This window comes from Solicola gregarius (assembly GCF_025790165.1).
Lineage (GTDB): Bacteria > Actinomycetota > Actinomycetes > Propionibacteriales > Nocardioidaceae > Solicola > Solicola gregarius.
Map to the genome: position 1 here is coordinate 732,325 of NZ_CP094970.1, position 19,601 is coordinate 751,925.

19 protein-coding genes are annotated in these 19,601 nt (G+C 68.6%); 11 read left to right on the plus strand and 8 right to left on the minus strand.

Annotated elements, in window-relative coordinates; genetic code table 11:
- The first annotated feature begins 171 nt into the window (after positions 1-171).
- On the plus strand, positions 172-1,095 hold the full coding sequence (locus L0C25_RS03695; protein WP_271635040.1) for an ABC transporter ATP-binding protein: 924 nt from the start codon (positions 172-174) through the stop codon (positions 1,093-1,095).
- Positions 1,088-1,930 (plus strand): ABC transporter permease, encoded by an 843-nt coding sequence (locus L0C25_RS03700; protein ID WP_271635041.1) that lies wholly within the window; start codon positions 1,088-1,090, stop codon positions 1,928-1,930. The genes L0C25_RS03695 and L0C25_RS03700 overlap by 8 nt, the downstream gene beginning before the upstream one ends.
- Here the strand turns inward: L0C25_RS03700 and L0C25_RS03705 are convergent.
- On the minus strand, positions 1,927-2,604 hold the full coding sequence (locus L0C25_RS03705; RefSeq protein ID WP_271635043.1) for a VOC family protein: 678 nt from the start codon (positions 2,602-2,604) through the stop codon (positions 1,927-1,929). The two genes, L0C25_RS03700 and L0C25_RS03705, sit on opposite strands and share 4 nt — an antisense overlap.
- Positions 2,605-2,656: 52 nt before the next feature.
- On the opposite strand from L0C25_RS03705, the gene dapD reads away from it, so the two are divergent.
- The 4 genes from dapD (at position 2,657) to L0C25_RS03725 (ending at position 7,279) form a co-directional block, all read left to right on the plus strand.
- On the plus strand, positions 2,657-3,601 hold the full coding sequence (dapD, locus tag L0C25_RS03710) for a 2,3,4,5-tetrahydropyridine-2,6-dicarboxylate N-succinyltransferase (protein WP_271635044.1): 945 nt from the start codon (positions 2,657-2,659) through the stop codon (positions 3,599-3,601).
- Between the two features lie 16 nt (positions 3,602-3,617).
- A complete protein-coding gene (locus L0C25_RS03715; RefSeq protein ID WP_271635046.1) occupies positions 3,618-4,598 on the plus strand; it encodes a hypothetical protein in 981 nt (326 codons plus the stop codon).
- 125 nt (positions 4,599-4,723) lie between these two features.
- Complete coding sequence (locus L0C25_RS03720) at positions 4,724-6,097, plus strand: GntP family permease (protein ID WP_271635048.1); 1,374 nt, start codon at positions 4,724-4,726, stop codon at positions 6,095-6,097.
- Between the two features lie 6 nt (positions 6,098-6,103).
- The gene (locus L0C25_RS03725; protein ID WP_271635049.1) at positions 6,104-7,279 is read left to right on the plus strand and encodes a CaiB/BaiF CoA transferase family protein; all 1,176 of its coding nucleotides are present in this window, start codon (positions 6,104-6,106) and stop codon (positions 7,277-7,279) included.
- 28 nt (positions 7,280-7,307) lie between these two features.
- On the opposite strand, the gene L0C25_RS03730 is transcribed toward L0C25_RS03725, so the two are convergent.
- The gene (locus L0C25_RS03730) at positions 7,308-8,294 is read right to left on the minus strand and encodes an NAD(P)-dependent alcohol dehydrogenase (RefSeq protein WP_271635050.1); all 987 of its coding nucleotides are present in this window, start codon (positions 8,292-8,294) and stop codon (positions 7,308-7,310) included.
- On the opposite strand from L0C25_RS03730, the gene L0C25_RS03735 reads away from it, so the two are divergent.
- Positions 8,223-9,026: a TetR/AcrR family transcriptional regulator gene (locus tag L0C25_RS03735; protein ID WP_271635051.1), complete on the plus strand. Its 804-nt coding sequence runs from the start codon at positions 8,223-8,225 to the stop codon at positions 9,024-9,026. The genes L0C25_RS03730 and L0C25_RS03735 overlap by 72 nt on opposite strands.
- Before the next feature lie 74 nt (positions 9,027-9,100).
- Here the strand turns inward: L0C25_RS03735 and L0C25_RS03740 are convergent, their stop codons facing one another.
- Positions 9,101-10,084, minus strand: coding sequence for an SDR family NAD(P)-dependent oxidoreductase (locus tag L0C25_RS03740; RefSeq protein WP_271635052.1), 984 nt, complete (start codon positions 10,082-10,084; stop codon positions 9,101-9,103).
- 35 nt (positions 10,085-10,119) lie between these two features.
- Positions 10,120-11,157, minus strand: a complete 1,038-nt coding sequence (locus tag L0C25_RS03745; RefSeq protein ID WP_271635053.1) for an aldo/keto reductase — start codon at positions 11,155-11,157, stop codon at positions 10,120-10,122.
- A 123-nt stretch (positions 11,158-11,280) separates the two neighbouring features.
- Between L0C25_RS03745 and L0C25_RS03750 the strand changes: the two genes are divergently transcribed.
- Positions 11,281-11,871, plus strand: a complete 591-nt coding sequence (locus L0C25_RS03750) for a TetR/AcrR family transcriptional regulator (RefSeq protein WP_271635054.1) — start codon at positions 11,281-11,283, stop codon at positions 11,869-11,871.
- Between the two features lie 9 nt (positions 11,872-11,880).
- On the opposite strand, the gene L0C25_RS03755 is transcribed toward L0C25_RS03750, so the two are convergent.
- The 3 genes from L0C25_RS03755 to fdxA form a co-directional block, all read right to left on the minus strand.
- On the minus strand, positions 11,881-12,585 hold the full coding sequence (locus tag L0C25_RS03755; protein ID WP_271635055.1) for a DUF2189 domain-containing protein: 705 nt from the start codon (positions 12,583-12,585) through the stop codon (positions 11,881-11,883).
- Between the two features lie 82 nt (positions 12,586-12,667).
- Positions 12,668-13,780 (minus strand): succinyldiaminopimelate transaminase, encoded by a 1,113-nt coding sequence (dapC, locus tag L0C25_RS03760; protein ID WP_271635056.1) that lies wholly within the window; start codon positions 13,778-13,780, stop codon positions 12,668-12,670.
- 39 nt (positions 13,781-13,819) lie between these two features.
- Positions 13,820-14,143: a ferredoxin gene (fdxA, locus tag L0C25_RS03765; protein ID WP_271635057.1), complete on the minus strand. Its 324-nt coding sequence runs from the start codon at positions 14,141-14,143 to the stop codon at positions 13,820-13,822.
- Between the two features lie 110 nt (positions 14,144-14,253).
- On the opposite strand from fdxA, the gene L0C25_RS03770 reads away from it, so the two are divergent.
- From L0C25_RS03770 to L0C25_RS03780, 3 genes are all read left to right on the plus strand, one after another.
- Positions 14,254-15,225 carry a GNAT family N-acetyltransferase gene (locus tag L0C25_RS03770; RefSeq protein WP_271635059.1) on the plus strand — a complete coding sequence of 324 codons (972 nt, stop codon included), beginning with the start codon at positions 14,254-14,256 and terminating at the stop codon, positions 15,223-15,225.
- A 244-nt stretch (positions 15,226-15,469) separates the two neighbouring features.
- Complete coding sequence (locus L0C25_RS03775) at positions 15,470-17,182, plus strand: formate--tetrahydrofolate ligase (protein ID WP_271635060.1); 1,713 nt, start codon at positions 15,470-15,472, stop codon at positions 17,180-17,182.
- 16 nt (positions 17,183-17,198) lie between these two features.
- The gene (locus L0C25_RS03780) at positions 17,199-17,756 is read left to right on the plus strand and encodes a cyclodeaminase/cyclohydrolase family protein (RefSeq protein WP_271635061.1); all 558 of its coding nucleotides are present in this window, start codon (positions 17,199-17,201) and stop codon (positions 17,754-17,756) included.
- Positions 17,757-17,768: 12 nt separating this feature from the next.
- On the opposite strand, the gene L0C25_RS03785 is transcribed toward L0C25_RS03780, so the two are convergent.
- Positions 17,769-19,439: a VanW family protein gene (locus L0C25_RS03785; RefSeq protein ID WP_271635063.1), complete on the minus strand. Its 1,671-nt coding sequence runs from the start codon at positions 19,437-19,439 to the stop codon at positions 17,769-17,771.
- Positions 19,440-19,601: the final 162 nt, after the last annotated feature.

Sequence of the window (19,601 nt, forward strand, 5' to 3'; positions counted from 1 at the left end):
CGCCACTCGCGGACGAACAGAAGTCCCGAACTGGATGTCGATTCGTTCCGCCGACCGCCGGCGCCGGATACGCCACTCGGCGTACGTCAGGTGCCGCCCCTCAGGCGACGACGCAGACCCCGCCCGAGGGTGACGATCGAACCATCGATCGTCACCACAGCGGGAGTCACCATGCGAAGCGAACCGGCCGTCGAGGTACGCGGCCTCTCCAAGCACTACCCGAACGGCGTACGCGCCGTCGACTCGATCAGCCTCACCGTCCAGCGCGGTGAGGTGTACGGGTTCCTCGGTCCGAACGGTGCCGGCAAGACCACCACGGCCCGAATGCTGCTCGGCCTCATCACGCCGACGAGCGGAGAGGTCAGCGTTCTGGGGCGGGCACCCGGCGATCCTGAGGCGCTCGCCCGGATCGGTGCGCTGATCGAGGGTCCCGGGTTCTACCCGTTCCTGTCGGGGCGCGACAACCTTCGCGTCCTCGCACGGTACGCGCGGGTCGATCGCGCCCGCATCGACGAGGTGCTGGCGATCGTCGACCTGAGCGACCGCGCCGGCGACAAGTTCAGCGGCTACTCACTCGGCATGAAGCAGCGCCTCGGAGTCGCCGCGGCGCTGCTGAAGGATCCCGACCTGGTGATCCTCGACGAGCCGACGAACGGCCTCGACCCCGCGGGCATGCGCGACATGCGCGGACTGATCCGCTCGCTCGGCGACGAGGGCCGCACCGTGGTGCTGTCCAGCCATCTGCTGCGCGAGGTGCAGCAGGTCTGCGACCGCGTCGGCGTCATCAACAACGGCACGGTGCTGACCGAGAGCACCGTGGCCGACCTGCGTGGCGCCGCCGAGCTGCGGGTGACGACGACCGAGCCGAAGCGGGCGATCCAGGTCGTACAGAGTCTGCCCGAAGTGAGCGACGTCGCGGTCGACGACGACACCTTGCGATTGTCCGTCGATGAGTCGCACACGGCGTACGTCAACCGCGCGCTCGTCGAGTCGGGCATCGACGTCCTCGAGCTGCGCCGCGAGGAACGCGAGCTCGAGGACGTCTTCTTCGAACTGACCAACACCGAGGCAACCAAGGAGCCCAGCCATGTATGACGTCATGCGCGCGGAACTGTTCAAGCTCCGCAAACGACCCGCAGTATGGACGCTGCTCGCGGCGGCCATCGTGCTCAACCAGATCTTCGGGTACGTCGTCCCGTACATGTCGTACACCTCCGGCGACGAGAACGGGTTCATCGGCGACGTGCCGAGCTCGGCGATCCTGGCCGGGATGATGCCCGACCAGATCAACACCAACACGCTCGGCGCCTTCCCGGTGTTCGCCGGGGCGCTGGCGCTCGTACTCGGCGCAATCATGTTCGGCGGCGAGCACGGGTTCGGAACGGTCAAGACCCTGCTCACGCAGCGTCCCGGTCGCGCGACGACCGTCGCCGGACAGCTCGGTGCCCTCCTCGTCGCCCTCGCGATCGGCGTCGCCGTCCTGTACGTCCTCGGCCTCGCGAGCTCGGTCGGCGTCGGCCTGGCCGAGGGTGTCGACTTCGCGTGGCCGAGCGCGCTGTCGCTGATCGCGGGGTACGCCGCGGGCGTGCTCATCATGATGATGTGGGCGGTGCTGGGTGCGATGCTCGGCGCCACCATGCGCAGCGTCGCGCTGCCGATCGGGCTCGGTGTCGTGTGGGTCCTCGGCGTGGAGCTGCTCATCTCGTCGATGGCGGAGACCCTGACCGGCCTCGAGCCGATCCGCGAGATCCTGCCCGGTGTCAACGCCGGATCGGTGGTCTCCCAGTGGCTCACCGAAGGGTTGGGCGAGGCGCCGCCGGGTGTCGAGTCCGTCGTACCGGTCGACCAAGGGCTCGTCGTGCTCGCGCTCTACGTCGTCGTCGGCGCAGCGATCACGCTGTTCATCACCAAGCGACGCGATGTCGTCTAGTCGGTGAACACGCAGAACTCGTTGCCCTCGGGATCGGCCATGACCGTCCAGCCGATCGCTGGGTCACGATCACGAAGCACCGAGGCGCCGTCGCCCTTGAGATCCTCCAGGGCGTCGGCGCTCTCGACCGTGACGTCCCAGTGGATTCGGTTCTTGACCGTCTTCGGCTCGGGTACGGGGGTGAACACCAGCGACTCGAACGGCGCGCCCGGGATCTCGTCGAGGTACGCGAAGTCGTCCTGCTCCCCCGTTCGGGCGCCGAGGACGTCGCCCCACCACGTTGCGAGGCGCACCGGGTCGACACAGTCGACGATGACCTCGTACAGCCGGTATGAGGGCACCTCGTCGCGTACGAAGACGCACAGCTCACCGCCTTCGGGGTCGCCCATGACCGTCCACGGCAGGCCGGCGTACTCGGGCAACACCGCCGCGCCCATCGCCTCGTACTCGGCAACGGACTCCGCATGCACGTCGAGATGCACGCGCTGCTTGACGGTTCGCTCCTCCGGAACCGCGTTGATCCAAACCGCGTGGTGCGGCGTCGGCCCGCGCAGCACGATGTCCTCGGTGTCGTACCGGTGCACCCCGAGGCCGAGCGCCGCCGCCCAGAAGTCGCTCATGCGGTCCGCATCCGACACGTCGATGACGAGGTCCTTGAACACTGCGAGCGCCATCACATCAACGTACCGTCACGGTGACCGTGCGTCACTCGGTAGCGTTGGATACATGACCCAGACTTCTCCCTCGGCCGATCGTGCCTGGGCCTTCGGAATCGCGACCGTCACGACCGACGGATCGGTCCTCGACGTCTGGTACCCGACTCCGCGGCTCGGCTCGCCCGATGACATCCGCGAGCCCCGCGGCCTCACCGCCCTCGAGGGCGACGACGACGTGCGCCGGGTGCGCAGGGTCGTCGTCCGCACCGTCATCGACGACCTCGCGGAGCCGCTGCGCGACGCGTACGACGCGTACCTACGGCTGCACCTGCTCTCGCACCGACTGGTACAACCGCACGGGCAGAGTCTCGACGGCATCTTCGGGGTACTCACCAACGTCGTGTGGACCTCGATCGGGCCCTGCGCGGTCGACGGCTTCGAGGAGACCCGGATGCGCGCCCGAGCGGCCGGCCGGCACGTCACCGTCACCAGCGTCGACAAGTTCCCCCGCATGACCGACTACGTCGTTCCTTCGGGTGTTCGCATCGGCGACGCCGATCGTGTACGCCTCGGCGCGCATCTCGCCGACGGTACGACCGTCATGCACGAGGGCTTCGTCAACTACAACGCCGGCACCCTCGGCCACTCGATGGTCGAGGGACGCATCTCCGCGGGCGTCGTCGTCGACGACGGCTCCGACGTCGGCGGCGGCGCGTCGATCATGGGCACGCTGTCGGGCGGCGGCAAGCAGGTCATCAGCGTCGGCAAGAACTGCCTGCTCGGTGCGAACTCCGGGCTCGGCATCTCGCTCGGCGACGACTGCGTGGTCGCCGCGGGCTGCTACGTGACGGCCGGTACGAAGGTGGCGCTGCCCGATGGCACCGTCGTGAAGGCAGCGGAGCTGTCGGGCTCCGACGGGTTGCAGCTGTGGACGAACAGCCAGACCGGGGCGATCGAGGCACACCCGCGTTCCGGCCGACGCATCGAGCTCAACGCCGCGCTGCACGCGAACTGACCATGGACACTCTCCGATGACCACGGCCGCGGACACGCCGCCGCGCCGCCGCCGTCTGTACCTACTGCCGCTGACGATCGTCCTGGTGCTCGTCGTCGGCGCGGGCATCGTCGCCTGGCGCAGCGGCATCAACCCACTCGCGCGTACGGGCGTGTGCTCGGTCGAGTTCGAGGACGGCACCGACGTCGAGATCGACACCGAGCAGGCGGAGAACGCCTCCCTGATGGCGGCCATCGCGCAGCAGCGCGGCCTGCCCGCGCGCGCCGTCTCGATCGCGATCGCGACGGCGTTCCAGGAGTCCAAGATCCACAACGTCGAGCATGGCGACCGCGACTCCGTCGGACTCTTCCAGCAGCGCCCGTCCCAAGGCTGGGGCACGGTTCGCCAGATTCTCCGGCCCCCGTACGCGATCGGCGCCTTCTACGACCAGCTCGAGGAGGTCGACGGCTACGAGTCGATGGACCTCCACGACGCCGCACAGGCAGTTCAGAGGTCGGCCGACGGTGGCGCGTACGAGCAACACGAGCTACCCGCGCGAGCGCTCGCCTCGGCGCTGACCGGCAACAGCCCGGCGACCTTCTCGTGCACGATCGACTCCCCCGACGACAGCGGGCAGTCCGAACGCCGCAACGGTCTGACCGAGAATGCGAACCTGATGCTGCGTGACGTCAGGTCGGCGTTCGGCGAGCTCTCCGTCGGCGGGTTCGAGTCGGGCGGCATCGACAGCGGACACTCCTCGGACTCTGCGCATTACGAGGGCCGCGCCGTCGACTTCTTCTTCACGCCGGTGAACGCGAACGCGAACCTCGCCGGGTGGAGCCTCGCCCACTACGCAGTCGCGAACGCCGAGCGGCTCGACGTGAAGACCGTCATCTACGACGACAAGATCTGGACGGCGTCGCGCTCCTCCTCCGGCTGGCGGGACTACGACGCGCCCGACGGCCCGAACCAGCAGACGCTGCGCCACCTCGACCACGTGCACGTCGACGTCGCGTAGGTCGCGGCACCCGCACGATCGTTATCGCGGGTAGGACCCCCCCTCTAGCCAACTGGCGGTCCATATGATCCGATCGGTCCGGTGCGATTCGCGCCGCGACGGGGCCGACCAACGGAGGACTGAGCGTGGAAGCCCTACATACCGCGATCGCGATCATCGGCATCATCGCGCTGATCATCGTCGTCAAGGTCGATCCGGTGATCTCGCTGGTGATCGGCTGTCTGTACCTCGGGCTCGCGACGGGTCTTGGTATGGAGACGACCATCACCACGATCGCCGACGGGTTCGGCAGCATCATGGTCGAGGTCGGGCTTTTGATCGGGTTCGGCGTGCTGATGGGTTCGCTGATGTTCGCGATGGGCGCGTTGCAACGCCTGGTCGAGCTGCTGTTGCGCGTCCTCGGCCCGCGCCGGCTGCCGTACGCGATGAGCGCCGTGCTCACCACGATCTTCCCGTCCATCTACGTCGACGTGCAGCTCGTGCTCGCGTCGCCGCTGGCGCGTTCGGCCGCACCCCAGCTGGGCCGCAACGGCCTCGGGATGATGGGTGGCGCGCTGAGTGCCGGCATCCTCGTCGGGTACGTGTTCGTCGTACCGGGTCTCGGCACCGTCTCCATCGCCGGCCTGCTCGGCGTACCCCTGGGCACCATGCTCCTGTACGGCGTGCCGATCGGCCTGATCACCGCCGTGCTCACGACGTTCATCTACGGACGCGTCCTGCGACTCGGCTTCTGGGACCCGGACAAGGACGAGCACGCGTCCGAGGCGCTGCTCGAGGAAGAGGCTCTCGCTGCCGAACGCAGCAACACTGCGGACGATGACTCGGCCGAGAGCGCACCGAGGCAGGTCCCGCTCCTCGTGTCGCTGCTGCCGATCCTGGTCTCGCTGGTGATGATCGCGACGGCCGCCATCGCCGATGCCGCCGGGGCCGACTCCGAGTTCCTACGGTTCATCGGCAACCCGGTGCTCGCACTGTTCGTCGGCCTGCTCGGAGCGTACCTGCTCGCCCGCTGGTCGATGGGCCGCGCCCGCACCGACGAGGCGCTGACCAAGGGCTTCGACACCACTGGTCAGATCCTGCTGATCACCGGTGTCGGCGGATCGCTCGGTGCCGTCATCGCAGCGACCGGCCTGGACAAGGTGCTCGAGGACCTGTTCTCAGCGGAGTCGGGCACACCCGTCGTTGTCAGCATCCTGCTCGCCTGGTTCGTCGCCGCCCTCCTGCACCTCGCCATCGGCTCGATCTCGGTCGCCGCGATCACCGCCGCGGGCATCCTCGCTCCGATCATGGGCGAGCTGGACGTACCCGCAGCGATCATCGGCCTGGCGATCGGCGCGGGCGCGCTGTTCGCCCTCCAGGTCAACAGCAACTTCTTCTGGATGTTCCAGACGCTGTTGGGTGTCTCGACGCGCGGTGCGCTCAAGGCGCTCACGTTCGTCACGGCGCTCGCATCCGTCGTCTCGCTGCCGATGATCATCGCGCTCAGCCTGGTGGTGTAGGTCCGGATGCAGCCACTTCGCGGGGTGACCGTCGTGTCACTCGAACAGGCCATCGCCGCACCGTACGCGAGTAGGCAGCTCGCCGACCTGGGCGCCCGGGTGATCAAGCTCGAGCGACCCGGCGTCGGCGACTTCGCACGGGCGTACGACTCGCGGGTCGACGGCCTGAGCTCGCACTTCGTATGGACCAATCGCAACAAGGAGTCGCTCACTCTCGACATCAAGGATCCGCGCGGACTCGACGTCGCGAGACAGTTGCTGGCCTCGGCGGACGTGTTCATCCAGAACCTCGCTCCCGGCGCCACCACTCGTGCCGGTCTCGGCGCCGAGGCTCTCCAACGGCTCAACCCGCGCCTCGTCGTGTGCGACATCTCCGGCTACGGCAGCCCCGGACCGTACGAGCGGATGAAGGCGTACGACCTGATGGTGCAGAGCGAGGCCGGGCTGCTGTCGGTCACCGGCGGCCCGGACGAGATCGCGAAGGTCGGCATCTCCGTGTCCGATATCGCGGCCGGCATGTACGCGTACAGCTCGATTCTGGCCGCGCTGCTGGAGCGCGGACAATCGGGCACGGGCGCGCACCTCGACGTCTCGATGCTCGAGGCCACCGTCGAGTGGATGGGCTTCCCGCTGTACTACGCGTACGACGGTGCCGAGCCACCGCAGCGCGCGGGCGCGGCGCACGCGACGATCTACCCGTACGGGCCGTTCGCGACCGGCGACGGCAAGGTCGTGATGATGGCGATCCAGAACGAGCGCGAATGGCTCGCGTTCTGCACGGAGTTCCTGCGCGACGCCGCGATCGCGACCCATCCCTCGTACGCGTCGAACGCCGCCCGCAACCACAACCGCGAGGAGCTCGGCGCGATCATCTCGCACCGGTTCTCGGCGCTGACGGCCGACGAGGCGACCTCCGCTCTCGCCGCGATCCCGGTCGCGTACGCACGGGTCAACGAGATGCGCGACGTGTGGGAGCACCCGCAGCTCGCGGCCCGCGGCCGCTGGCACGAGCTGGCGACGCCGACCGGCACCGTGCCGTCGTTGGCACCCCCGGGCTTCGGCCCCGACGAGCCGCGGATGGATCCGGTGCCGTCGCTCGGCGAGCACACTCGGGCGATTCTGGGTGAGCTGGGGATGTCGACCGGGGAGATCGATGCGCTCGTCGCCGACGGGGTCGTCTGAGCGGCTCGTTCTCACACGCCAGGCATTTCTACAGGTCGGACAGGTCGAGCACGAAGCGGTAACGGACGTCGTTGCGCTGCAGGCGGTCGAAGGCTTCGTTGACGCGTCCCGACGGCAGCAGCTCGATGTCGGCGGTGAGCCCGTGCTCGGCGCAGAAGTCCAGCATGGCGGCGGTCGCGGGACGGCCGCCACTTCCCGCTGAGCTGAGCTTCTTGCGCCCGATGAGAAGATCGGTCGCCTGCACGGTCAGCGGCCCGAGGTACCCGACCTGGCTGAGCGTGCCGTCCATGGCGAGGAGGCGGAGATACGGCTCCAGGTCGTGGGCAACGGAGACGGTGTCGATCACTACGTCGAACCGGTCACGGGCGCCGTCCATCTGTTGCGACTCCGTGGAGACCAGAACGTCGTGGGCGCCGAGTCGACGAGCGTCGTCGGCCTTGCCTGCGGAGCGGGTGACGACCGTGGTGTCGGCGCCGAGTGCCACAGCCAGCTTCACCGCGAGATGGCCGAGACCGCCGAGCCCGATCACGGCAACGCGGGTGCCAGAGGTTACGCCAAGCGCGCGAAGCGGCTCCCACACCGTGATTCCGGCGCACAACAGCGGGGCGGCGCCAGCGGCGTCGAGGCCGGTAGGCAACCGGTACGCGAATCGATCGCGCACGACGTACTCGCGCGCGTATCCCCCCAGGGTGGTCGTCCCGTCGTGGCGGTCGGTTCCCCCGTAGGTCAGCGTCGGGAATTCCCGGCAGAAGTTCTCTTGGCCGGCTGCACACATCCCGCAGACTCCGCACGAGTCGACGATGTTGCCGACGGCGACCGGGTCCCCGACGGCGAATGCAGTGACGTCGGTACCCGTGTCGGTCACCACTCCGGTGAACTCGTGGCCCGGCACCAACGGCGCGCCTCCTCTGCCGGTATGGGCGCGGACTGCATGCAGGTCGGTATGGCAGACGCCGCAGTAGTTCACCTGCACCGCGATGTCGTCGGGCCGCAGTTCGCGACGTTCGAGGGTCACTCGCCGAAGCGTGGCGGTGTCATCCGCCCGCCACCCAGTTGTGCCTCTCATACGTACTCCCAAAACAGACTGTTCGGTCTATTTGACACTAACCCGTGGCGCAACGGAAAACAAACCGACTGGTCTGTTTGCTATCCTCGTGAAATGGCCGATCGACCGATGACGTCCCGCGGCGCCGCCACCAGGGAGCGCATTGTGGACGTGGCGACGCAGGAGTTCGCAGAACACGGGATCGCCGGTGCGCGCGTCGATCGGATCGTTGCCGCCGCGACGACCAACAAGGCGCAGCTCTACGCCTACTTCGGCAACAAGGAAGGGCTGTTCGACGCCATCTTCGCCGATTCGCTGGAACGAATCGTCAACGTTGTCCCGATCGACGCCACCGACCTCGCGGGTTGGGCCGTACGCCTCTACGACGAATACCTTCGTCGTCCCGACCTCATCCGGTTGGCAACCTGGGCGCGCCTCGAGCGCCGCCCATCCGGTCATCTCGTCGACGCGCCGGACCGTCTCGACGACCACAAACTGGGAGCCATCGCCGATGCGCAGGCCGCCGGCGTCGTAGTGCAGGGTGACCCGTTCGACGTGATGGCCATGGTCATCACGATGTCCATGGCGTGGTCGCCTGTCAGCAACGTCTACGCGGCAACCGCCGACGAACCGCAGAAGCTCCACGAACGGCGGCGCAGCCTGCTCCGCGAATGTGTCCGCAGGGCCATGATGACCGGGTGAAGGCCCGCAAACCGGCCCCCGGCTCGGGGTAGATGCGCCGCCCGACGAGGGAGCTGGTAGACAGCGACACTGCCTCAGACGGCGACCAGCTCCTCACTCAGCACCCAGAGGCGCTCGGCGGAGGCGGGATCGATGGAGTGCGACATCGCATCGGTCGGCGGCCCGTCAGGGGACATCGGCCTCGGCTCGTCGTCCAACGGCGAGATGTCGTTGTCCCTGAGGTAGACCCCGCCGATCTCGGCGAGCAGCGGGCTGGTGGCCGCGAAGACGGTCGTGCTCGCCCCCTGCTGGGGCGTCTTCTTGCCATGCGCGGGATCGATGATCGGCCGGCCGGCGTCATCGACGAGCCCCATTGCGCGCAGACCTTCCGCACCGGCCGCGCTGTTCAGGGCCGTGCCGACGACGATGCCCGGGTGCACCGCGTACGCGTTGACCCCTTCGCTCGCCAACCGGCGGTCCAGCTCGACGGCGAACAGGACGTTCGCGAGCTTGGACTGGGCGTACGCAACGTTGGGGTCGTACGAGCCGTCGGCGAAGTGCGGGTCGTCCCAGCGGATCTCGCCGAACCTCTGCGCGCCGGACGACACATTGACCACCCGTGCGCGACCCGCCGCGCGTAGCGCGGGCAGTAGGCCGAGAGTCAAGTGGAAGTGCCCGAGATGGTTGGTCGCAAACTGCACCTCGTAGCCACGCGCATCAGAGACGAGCTCGGCAGGTGCCGGCACACCGGCGTTGTTGATCAGGATGTGCAGTGGATGACCGAAGTCGAGCCAGCGGCCGGCGAAGGCGTCGATCGACGCCGGGTCGAGTAGATCCAGCTGACTGACGACGACGCGCTCGATTCCCGCGACCGCGGCCGTCGCGCGGTCGACGTTGCGGGCCGCGACCGTGACCGACGCACCGGCACTGGCCAGGGCACGAGTGGCCTCCAGACCGATTCCCGCGTGGCCACCGGTGATGACGACGTTCGTGCCGGACAGGTCTACGCCGGCAACGACGTCGGCGGCGGTCGAGGCCGCATCGAAGCCGGTTCCGATGGGGTGCTGCTTGGTCGACATGCTCATAGGTCCTTTCTCGGTTGACGATCAAGGAATCAGGCGGCTGCCCGCTCGTCGACCGGCCGGCGGCGCAGGCTCGGGCTCGCGAGAGCCGGGGGGACGTACGCGGCCACGTCGCGGGTTCCGATGTCGGTGCCCGGAGGGACGATCTCGTCGATCTTGTCGAGGACTTCGTCCGAGAGGGTGAGGTCGACGCCAGCGAGCAGGTCGTCGAGGTGGTCCATCGTGCGCGGCCCGACGATCGCGGACGTGACGCCGGGGTGTGCGATGGCGAAGGCGATCGCGAGATGTGTCAGCTTCACGCCGGCCTCGTCGGCCAAGGAGATGAGCCGTTCGATGACGTCGAGTCGACGCTCGTCGCCGAACTGGTCGGCGAAGGCGGGCATGGCGGCGCGGCGCAGGTCGGTCTGCTGCCCCTTCCGCACCCGCCCCGTGAGCATCCCTTTCGCGAGCGGGCTCCACACCAACGCACCCATGCCGTAACGCTCGGCGACCGGGAGGACCTCGGTCTCGATACCGCGGGCGAGAATCGAGTAGCTCGGCTGCTCCGTACGGAACCGCTGCAGGCCGCGGCGCTCGGCGACCCACTGTGCTTCCACGATCTCCGACGGCGGCATGGCGGAGCTGCCGATGGCGCGTACCTTGCCGGCACGGACCAGATCGGTGAGAGCCGACAGCGTCTCCTCGATATCCGTGTCGGGGTCGGGCCGGTGAATCTGGAACAGGTCGACGTGATCGGTGTCCAGACGTCGCAGCGAGTCGTCCAGCGCACGCACCAGCCAGCGCCGGGAGGCTCCCTGTCGGTTGGGGTCATCGCCCATCGGGAGCCGTGCCTTGGTGGCGAGTACGACGTCGTCGCGACACCTCTTCAACGCCTTGCCGACGATCTCCTCGGACTCGCCGCCCGAGTACGCGTCGGCCGTGTCGATGAAGTTGATGCCCGCGTCGAGGGCCCGATGGATGATCTTCGTCGCATCCTCGTGGTCGGGGTTGCCGAACGGTCCGAACATCATCGCGCCGAGCGCGTAGGGACTGACCTTGATGCCGGTTCGTCCGAGCGTGCGGTACTGCATGGCTGCCTCCTGAAATGTGGTCGAGGTGTGCGCCGTTCCGCGATGCCGTAGGCTGAGCGATAACCGGAACGCCTTTCCGGAACTATACGGAACACTGTTCCAGTTATCAACCCGAGGAGGGACGTGCCCGACACCGAGTCGACCGAGCGGGCGCCACGCCGGCTTCGCTCCGATGCACAGCGCAACGTCGACGCGGTACGCGCGGCGGCAAAGGCCGTGTTCGCCGAGGCGGGCGTGGATGCTCCGATGCGGCAGATCGCATCCCGTGCCGGCGTCGGCGTCGGCACCATCTACCGCCACTTCCCGCAGCGCTCGGATCTGGTCGTCGCCGTGTTTCGGCACGAGGTCGATGCCTGCGCCGACGCCGCCCCGACGCTGGCGGCCGAGTACCCGCCCGGCGAGGCCCTGACCCGGTGGCTGCGGCGATACCTGGACTTCATCGCTGCCAAGCGCGGGCTCCACACGGCCCTCCACTCGGGCGACCCCGCGTTCGACCCGTTGCCGACGTACTTCTCCGAGCGCCTGCGTCCCGCGCTCGGCGCACTCCTCGACGCCGCCGCGGCAACCGGTGAGGTCCGCCCCGACGTCGACCCGACGGAGCTGCTGCACGCGATCGCGATGCTGTCCGTTCCCGGCAACGCCGACGGGCCCGAGAAGGGACAGCGTATGGTCGAGCTGCTGCTCGACGGACTTCGCTACGGTTCGCGCGCCTAGCGGCAAGCGTCAGGCGACCCGCTCGCCCTGCACGGTGCGGAACGCGTGTGTCGTCGCGAGCGTCGTGATCGGGATCGTGATCAGCAGACCCACGAGGAACACCAGCGCTCCGACGATGTTGATGCCGACGACGGCGAGCGCGAGCGGCAGCAGTCTCCCGACGTTCGCGGAGACCAGCGATGCGCTCGCCTTGATCGCCGTGATCGCGTCGTGGTTCTTGTCGAGCACGAAAGCGATCGCGTAATAGGTCAGGAACATGACGACCAGGCCGGGGATGATGAACAGGAGCAGCCCGACCGCCGTCAGAACGCCGACGATCACCGAGGCAAGCAGCAGCGCCATCACGTTGCGAACATCGAGCGCACCGCCGATCGTCGCCTTGTGGCCGTACGTCTCGTCCAGCGCGGCCTTCGTCAACACCGCAGTCATCAGAACTGTCACGATCCCGGACAGGATCGAGCCGAGCAGAGCGGCGCCCGAGAACCCTACCGGCTCGGTGACGTCGTCGATCTCGAGCTCGAAGCCGTTGACGATGAACTCGACCGCAATGCTGATCGCCAGGAAGGCGACTACGAGTCCTAGCCACGGCAACGGATTCGCCCAGAACCTCGACCAGCCGAATCCGAGCGCGTCACCGACGCTGAACTCGACCCAGCCGTCGTCGCGCGGACTCCCGTACGGTGGCTCGCCGGCCGCAGATGGGACATCGTTCATCGGGGCTCCGTTCATCCGGGACGGCGGGCGCTCGTACGTCAGGCAATCGCCGTCAGGCGAACGAGTCAAGCAGGCAGCGCCGTCAGAGGCGCTCGCAGGCCGCCGCGACCCGCTCGTCGGTCGCGGTGAACGCGATCCGTACGTGCCGCGCGCCGGACGCGCCGTAGAAGTCACCCGGCGCGACCAGGATGCCGCGCTCGGCAAGGGCTGCGACCGTTTCGAGGCACGGCTCGGCACGCGTCGCCCACAGGTAGAGCGCACCCTCGGAGTGGTCGATCCGGAACCCGGCCGACTCGAAGGCGGCCCGAAGCCGCTTGCGTCGGTCGGCGTACCTCGCACGTTGCGCGTCGACGTGGGAGTCGTCTTCGAGCGCCGCGACCAGCGCGCCCTGCTGCGGGCCGGGCATCATCAGCCCGAGGTTCTTGCGTACGGCGAGCAGCTCGGCGATCACGCGCGGGTCGCCGACCGCGAACCCACCTCGATAGCCGGCGAGGTTGGAGCGCTTCGACAGCGAGTGAACCGCGAGAATGCCGTCGAACGAACCGCCGGACACCTCCTCGTCGAGCACCGACACGGGCGGCTCGCCCTCCCAGGCGCACTCGAGGTAGCACTCGTCGCTCACCACGAGGGTGCCGCGTTCGCGGGCCCACTCGACGACCTTGCGCAGGTGCTTCGCCGGCAGGATGCGGCCGGTCGGGTTCGACGGCGAGTTGAGCCACACGATGGCCGGTGCCTGCGGACCGAGTGCTGCGGTCGAGTCGCTGACGACGACATCAGCGCCCGCGAGAGCCGCACCCACCTCGTACGTCGGGTACGCGAGCGTCGGGATGACGACGGTGTCGCCGGGGCCGACGCCCAGCTGCACCGGCAGACCGGCGATCAGCTCCTTCGAGCCGATCGCGGGAAGCACGCCCTCGACGTCGACACCATCGAGACCGAAGCGGCGCCCGAGCCAACGTACGACCGACTCACGCAGCTCCGGCGTGCCGACCGTCGTCGGATAGCCGGGCGAGTCCGCGGACTCGGCGAGTGCGCGCTGGACGACATCGGGCGTGGAGTCGACGGGCGTACCGATGGAGAGGTCGACGATGCCGTCGGGATGGGCGGCCGCGCGCGACTTCGCCTCGGTCAGGCGGTCCCATGGGAAGTCGGGAAGGCGTCGCGAGACCGCGCGCCGCAGCACCCGGGTGTCCATGGTCGTCACCGTTCTCGCACCGGTTTCCTCGTTGCGAGGTCAGTCCTGGTTCTGCGGCGGCAGTGCGGCGATCATCGGGTGGTCCTTGTCGATCTCACCCATCTTCGCCGCGCCACCCGGCGAGCCGAGGTCGTCGAAGAAGTCGACGTTCGCCGCGTAGTAGTCCTTCCACTCCTCGGGTGTGTCGTCCTCGTAGAAGATCGCCTCGACGGGGCATACGGGCTCGCACGCGCCACAGTCGACGCACTCGTCGGGATGGATGTAGAGCATCCGCTTGCCCTCATAGATGCAGTCGACAGGGCACTCGTCAACGCATCCGCGGTCCTTCACGTCCACACACGGCTGCGCGATGACGTACGTCACGGATTCCTCCTAGAGTCGCGGTGACGAACCGGGTTCGTCCGTCTCCACCTAGTATCACGCGTGGCCCACAGGCGTCGGCAGTGAGGTCCACCTGACGGACAGGAGTACACATGCCTCTCGACGAGTCGATGCTGGGCGTACGCGTGAGCGTGCGCCGACTCGTTCCGGGTGAGGTCGGACCCACCGGCGGCCCGGCGATGACGGACGTCATCGGCCGTGTCGTCGCCCTCGGCGACGGACACGCGACGATCGAGCGACGCGACGGCGAGTTGGTCGACGTACGCCTGGCCGACGTCGTCACGGCGAGACGCGTACCCGACGGCGCCCGGCGCCGGCGTACCCGACCGGCGATGGACTTCGCGCCTTCGGAGCTGGCTCGGATCTGCACACGGGGCTGGCCGCCGATCGAGCTGGAGGCGCTCGGCGAGTGGTCGCTGCGGGCGGCCGACGGTTTCACCGGCCGGGCGAACTCGGTGGCCGTCCACGGCGATCCCGGAGTTGAGCTCGCGGTCGCGTTGAGCCGCGTCGACGCGTTCTACACGGCACGCGATCTTCAGCCCAGGGCACAGGTCGTGGACGGTTCCCGCTGGGACGACGGCTTCGCCGACGCCGGCTGGCGAGGCATCGGCGGTACGCACGACCACGCGCTCGTGCAGGTCGCGGACCTGCGCGACGCACTGCCGTTCGCCGCCGACGAGTCCGGTGTCACGGTGGCCGACACGGTCGACGACGACTGGCTCGCCCTCTACGGCCGCGCCGCGACCGGTACGCCCGCGGCCGCGCGTCGCGTGCTCGAAGGTCCTCCGACCGTCGGGTTCCTCCGGATCGGCGACCCGCTCGTCGCGATCGGCAGGGTCGCGGTCACGGGCGAGTGGGCCGGGCTGGGCGCCGTCGAGGTGGCGCCGTCGCATCGGCGCCAGGGTCTCGGCCGCCGGATCGTCGACGCGTCATTGCATTGGGCGTCCGAGCACGGTGCCGACAAGGCGTACCTGCAGACGATGCGCCACAACGACGCGGCGCTGGCGCTGTACGCGCGCTACGGCTTCGTCGACCATCACACGTACCGATACCTCACGATTTGACCTTCACACCAGCGCCACGATCATCCACGGCTACCACTGGGTGCTCGTAGCTTCGCGAGTGGCGCAGATCCGTTGCTTGCAGGGCGTTTCAGCAACGGAGTTGCGCCACTCGCGGACGAACGGAAGCCGCAACATCGCGAAACCCTTGCCGACCCGGTCGGTCCCGGGTCAGAATCGAGCCAGGAGTGTTGCGTTATCCAGTCGTTTGTTGCGCGATCCGCAACAAGCCGAAGAGGAGGCCACCATGACCGAGTCGGCGACGTCCATCCCGTCCGACCTCGCGATCTCCCGGGCCGCCGTCCCGCGTCCACTCACTGAGGTCGCCGCCGAGATGGGGATCGGCCCGCATCTGCTCGAGCCGTACGGCAACGCGGCGGCGAAGGTCTCACTCGATGCGATCGACGAGCTGCGCGACCGACCGCGCGCCAAGTACGTCGTCGTCAGCGCGATCACGCCGACGCCGCTCGGTACGGGCAAGACCACCACGTCAGTCGGCCTCGGTCAGGGCTTCAAGCACATCGGCAAGCTCGGGGTTGTCGCGCTGCGCCAGCCGTCGATGGGGCCGACGTTCGGCATCAAGGGCGGGGCCGCTGGTGGCGGCTACTCCCAGGTGATCCCGATGGAGTCGCTCAACCTGCACCTGACGGGCGACATGCACGCGGTCACCGCCGCCCACAACCTGCTGTCCGCAATGCTCGCCAACCACATCCACAAGGGCAACGCCCTCCGCATCGACCCGCACGCCGTCTCCTGGCGGCGCGTACTCGACATCAACGACCGCGAGCTCCGCCAGATCGTGACCGGACTCGGCGGTCGTACGAACGGCACACCCGCCGAGACGGGCTTCGACATCACCGCCGCGAGCGAGGTGATGGCCCTGCTCGCGCTGTCCACGTCGCTGCGCGACCTGCGGGAGCGGCTGGGCCGGATCGTCGTCGGATACAACGTCGACGGCGAGCCCGTGACCGCCGAGATGCTCAAGGTCGCCGGCGCGATGTGCGTACTGCTGCGCGACGCGATCAAGCCGAACCTCATGCAGACCGTCGAGCAGACGCCGGTGATGATCCACTGCGGGCCGTTCGGCAACATCGCGACCGGCAACTCATCCGTCGTCGCCGACCTGATCGCGATCCACGGCGGTGACTACCTCGTCACCGAGGCGGGCTTCGGCGCCGACATCGGCGCGGAGAAGTTCTTCAACATCAAGTGCCGCGCGTCGGGTCTCACCCCCGACGCCGCGGTCGTCGTCGCGGGCGTACGCGACCTCAAGACGCACTCGGGCAAGTACCGCGTCACTGCGGGCAAGCCGCTGCCCGAAGCGATGCTGGTCGAGAACCCGGACGATGTGTACGCGGGCGCGTCGAATCTGCGCCGCCAGCTGGCGAACATCCGGCGGCACGGCGTGAACCCCGTCGTCGCCGTGAACGCGTTCCCGACCGACTACGAAAGCGAGCAGCAGGCGATCCTCGACATCGCGGCGGAGGAGGGCGCTTACGCGGCGGTCAGCAACCACTTCACGCGCGGCGGAAAGGGCGCGATCGACCTCGCGCAGGCGGTCGCAGAAGCCTGCGACCAGCCGTCGACGTACCAACGTCTCTACCCCGACGATATGCCGCTGGCCGACAAGATCGAGACGATCGCGCGCGAGATGTACGGTGCCGACGGCATCGACGTCTCGCCGCTCGCAGCCCGGCAGCTGGAGTCGTACGAGCACAACGGGTTCGGCGATCTGCCCGTGTGCATTGCGAAAACCCACCTCTCGCTCACCGACGACCCGACCCGCAAGGGAGCACCGACGGGCTGGCGGCTGCCCGTACGGGAGGTACGCGCGTCGGTCGGCGCCGGGTTCATCTACCCGATCTGTGGGACCATGCAGACGATGCCCGGGCTGTCGTCGTCGCCCGCGGCCGAGCGCATCGACATCGACGACGAGGGAAATATCGTCGGTCTCTCATGACGAGGTGACGAACCTGATGAGTTGGCAGTCGGGCGACTATCTGCAACGCCCCCTGCAGGAGCTACTCGATGACGTCGGCGGCGCCGACCCCGTGCCCGCGGCCGGCTCGATGGCGGCAGCGACGGGCGCCCTCGCGGCGGCGCTCACCGCCAAGGTGGCGCGCCGTTCGATCGCGCGCATGGACGGCGCGGAAGAGCTTGCCCTGCGCGCGGATCATCTCCGCAACCGGCTGGAGCCGCTGGTCACGCTCGACGCCGCGTCGTACGCCGCCGTGCTCGACGCGCGCCGCGACGACAAGGACACGACGCCGACCTGGAAGGACGCGGCGTCGTGGCCGGAGACGATCGCATACGTCGCGGCCGACATCGCCGACCTCGCCGCCGAGCTGACCGAGAACGGCAATCCGAACCTTCGCTTCGACGCTGCCGGCGCGGCATCGTTCGCCGCGGCGACGGCCGAGGTCGCGTGCTCCCTGGTGGCCGCGAACGAGGGCGAGCTCGAGTCGGTACGCGCGGCCGCGCTACGCGCTCGGCGAACCGCCGAGCGTGCGGAGGCGGCCACCGACCGCGGGTGACGCCCGCGAGCGTCAGCGCCTGCCGTGGCAGCGGATACGCGGCACGGCCTCGTACGTCGACGAGAAGGTGTGGTCGCGGGCCTCGTCGCCATTGCGTACGAGAGTGCGCACCACCTCGATGGAGAATCCCGGAACTCCAGGCCGTGGCGAGCAGCGCTTGCCCTTGAGGTGGCGCACCGGGCGCTTGACCTTCTGGCGCGACCCGGTGTCGAGCTTCACGTTCCACCGCTTGGTGCTCCACAGCTCGACGTGCACCTTCGTACGCCGATCGCCCGCGTCCGCCCGGGCGGAGATGAGCACGCCGTGCCCGGTGTCGTTCTTCAGCCGCAGGTCGCGTCCGCCGTAGGTGACGGCCGCATCGCGGCCAACGGGCAACCGGGAGACGTAGGAGTGGTGGGCGTGCCGCTCGGGCACACCGAGCCCTGCCAACAGTCCCGCGTTGAACACGGTCGACGCGACCTGCGATGCGCCGTCGCCGTTGGCGCCGGACCTGCCGGGCCGCCCACCCGACCGGTTGAACGAGAAGGTGTCGCCGGGCCGCAGCACGGTGCCGTCGACGCTCCCCGCGATGGTGCCGACGTCGACACCGCGGCCACGCCGGAACCGCGTCGTGTACGACCCGACCCGTTCCACGATGCCGAGCTGCTTCGCATCGTCGGTGCGGAAGCCGGCCCGCGTGGTCGTCCGCTCCAGCGCGACGACCCGCAGCTTCGCGGAGCGTCGCTCGAGCGCCCGGACGAGCCTCGGGCCGGCGTCGCCGGTGCGCACGCCACGCCCGGGAACATCGGCGACGACCTTCGGCGCACCTCCGCGGATCACGACGGTTGCCGGCCTGGCCGGCTTGCGAACGTCCTTCGTGTTCGCCTTGACGAGCTGGCGGAACCGGTCGTTGTCGATCCTCGCGCTGAGCTCCCCGTCGGCGGAGACGTACGAGAGCATCGACCTGACGTCGGCGGCGGACAGCGTGAACTGCTCACCCGCGACGCGGATGCGGACGGGCGCACCGACGGCGGTCTTGACCTTGCCGTCGAGAGCGGCGTTCAGCTCGGCGCCGGTCACGTTCGGCTTATCGGTAGCGACCGGTATCCCCTCGGGCTGGTGGTCCTGCACGAACTGCTCGCGGACGAGGTCTTCGAGCGCGGCACGATTCACCTGGCGTCCCGGCTCGGACCGTCGTACGTCGGTCTCGTTGCCCTGGAACCGGACTCTCGGTTCGACGGGCGCGACGTCGATATCGGAGGCGATCTCGTCGAGCTTCTTGTCCAACGACTTCTGGTCGACGGTGACGACGGGGTCGAGTCGATCGGCACCGACGATCGTCTCCAGCATCTCGACGGGGTTCCACGTGCGGCCTCCGCCCGCCGACGCGACACTCTGCTCGATGTGCAGCTCGAGGCCGATGTCTTCGGGCTTGATCTCGTACTCGAGGTCCTCGTAGTAGAAGGTCAGCGTCTGCTTGGTGTGCGGCGCGAGGTCGGCCTCGAGCCGGGCTTCGGCCTGCTCCGGCGTCAGACCGCCCACCCCGACGCCGGCGATCCGCGTGCCCGTCGGCAACCGGTTGCCGAGCAGGAAGTGTCCCGCGACGTACAGCCCGCCGAGGAGGATGACGAGCCCGATGATCGCGTACCACGTGCCGCGGCGCTCACGCTTCTTGAGCTCACGCCCGGATGGTGTTGGTATCACGTACGTCTGCTCCTAGTGTCCTGCGTTTGAAGTGGCTTTACGGAAGGCGTCGTCCAGGTGGATGCATCCGCAAGGACGAGGAGGAAGGTCATAGTGGGTCCTATTTCCGACGACGAGGACGCCGCGGGGCGCCGCCTGGGCGGCGAAAGACGTCAAGGTACT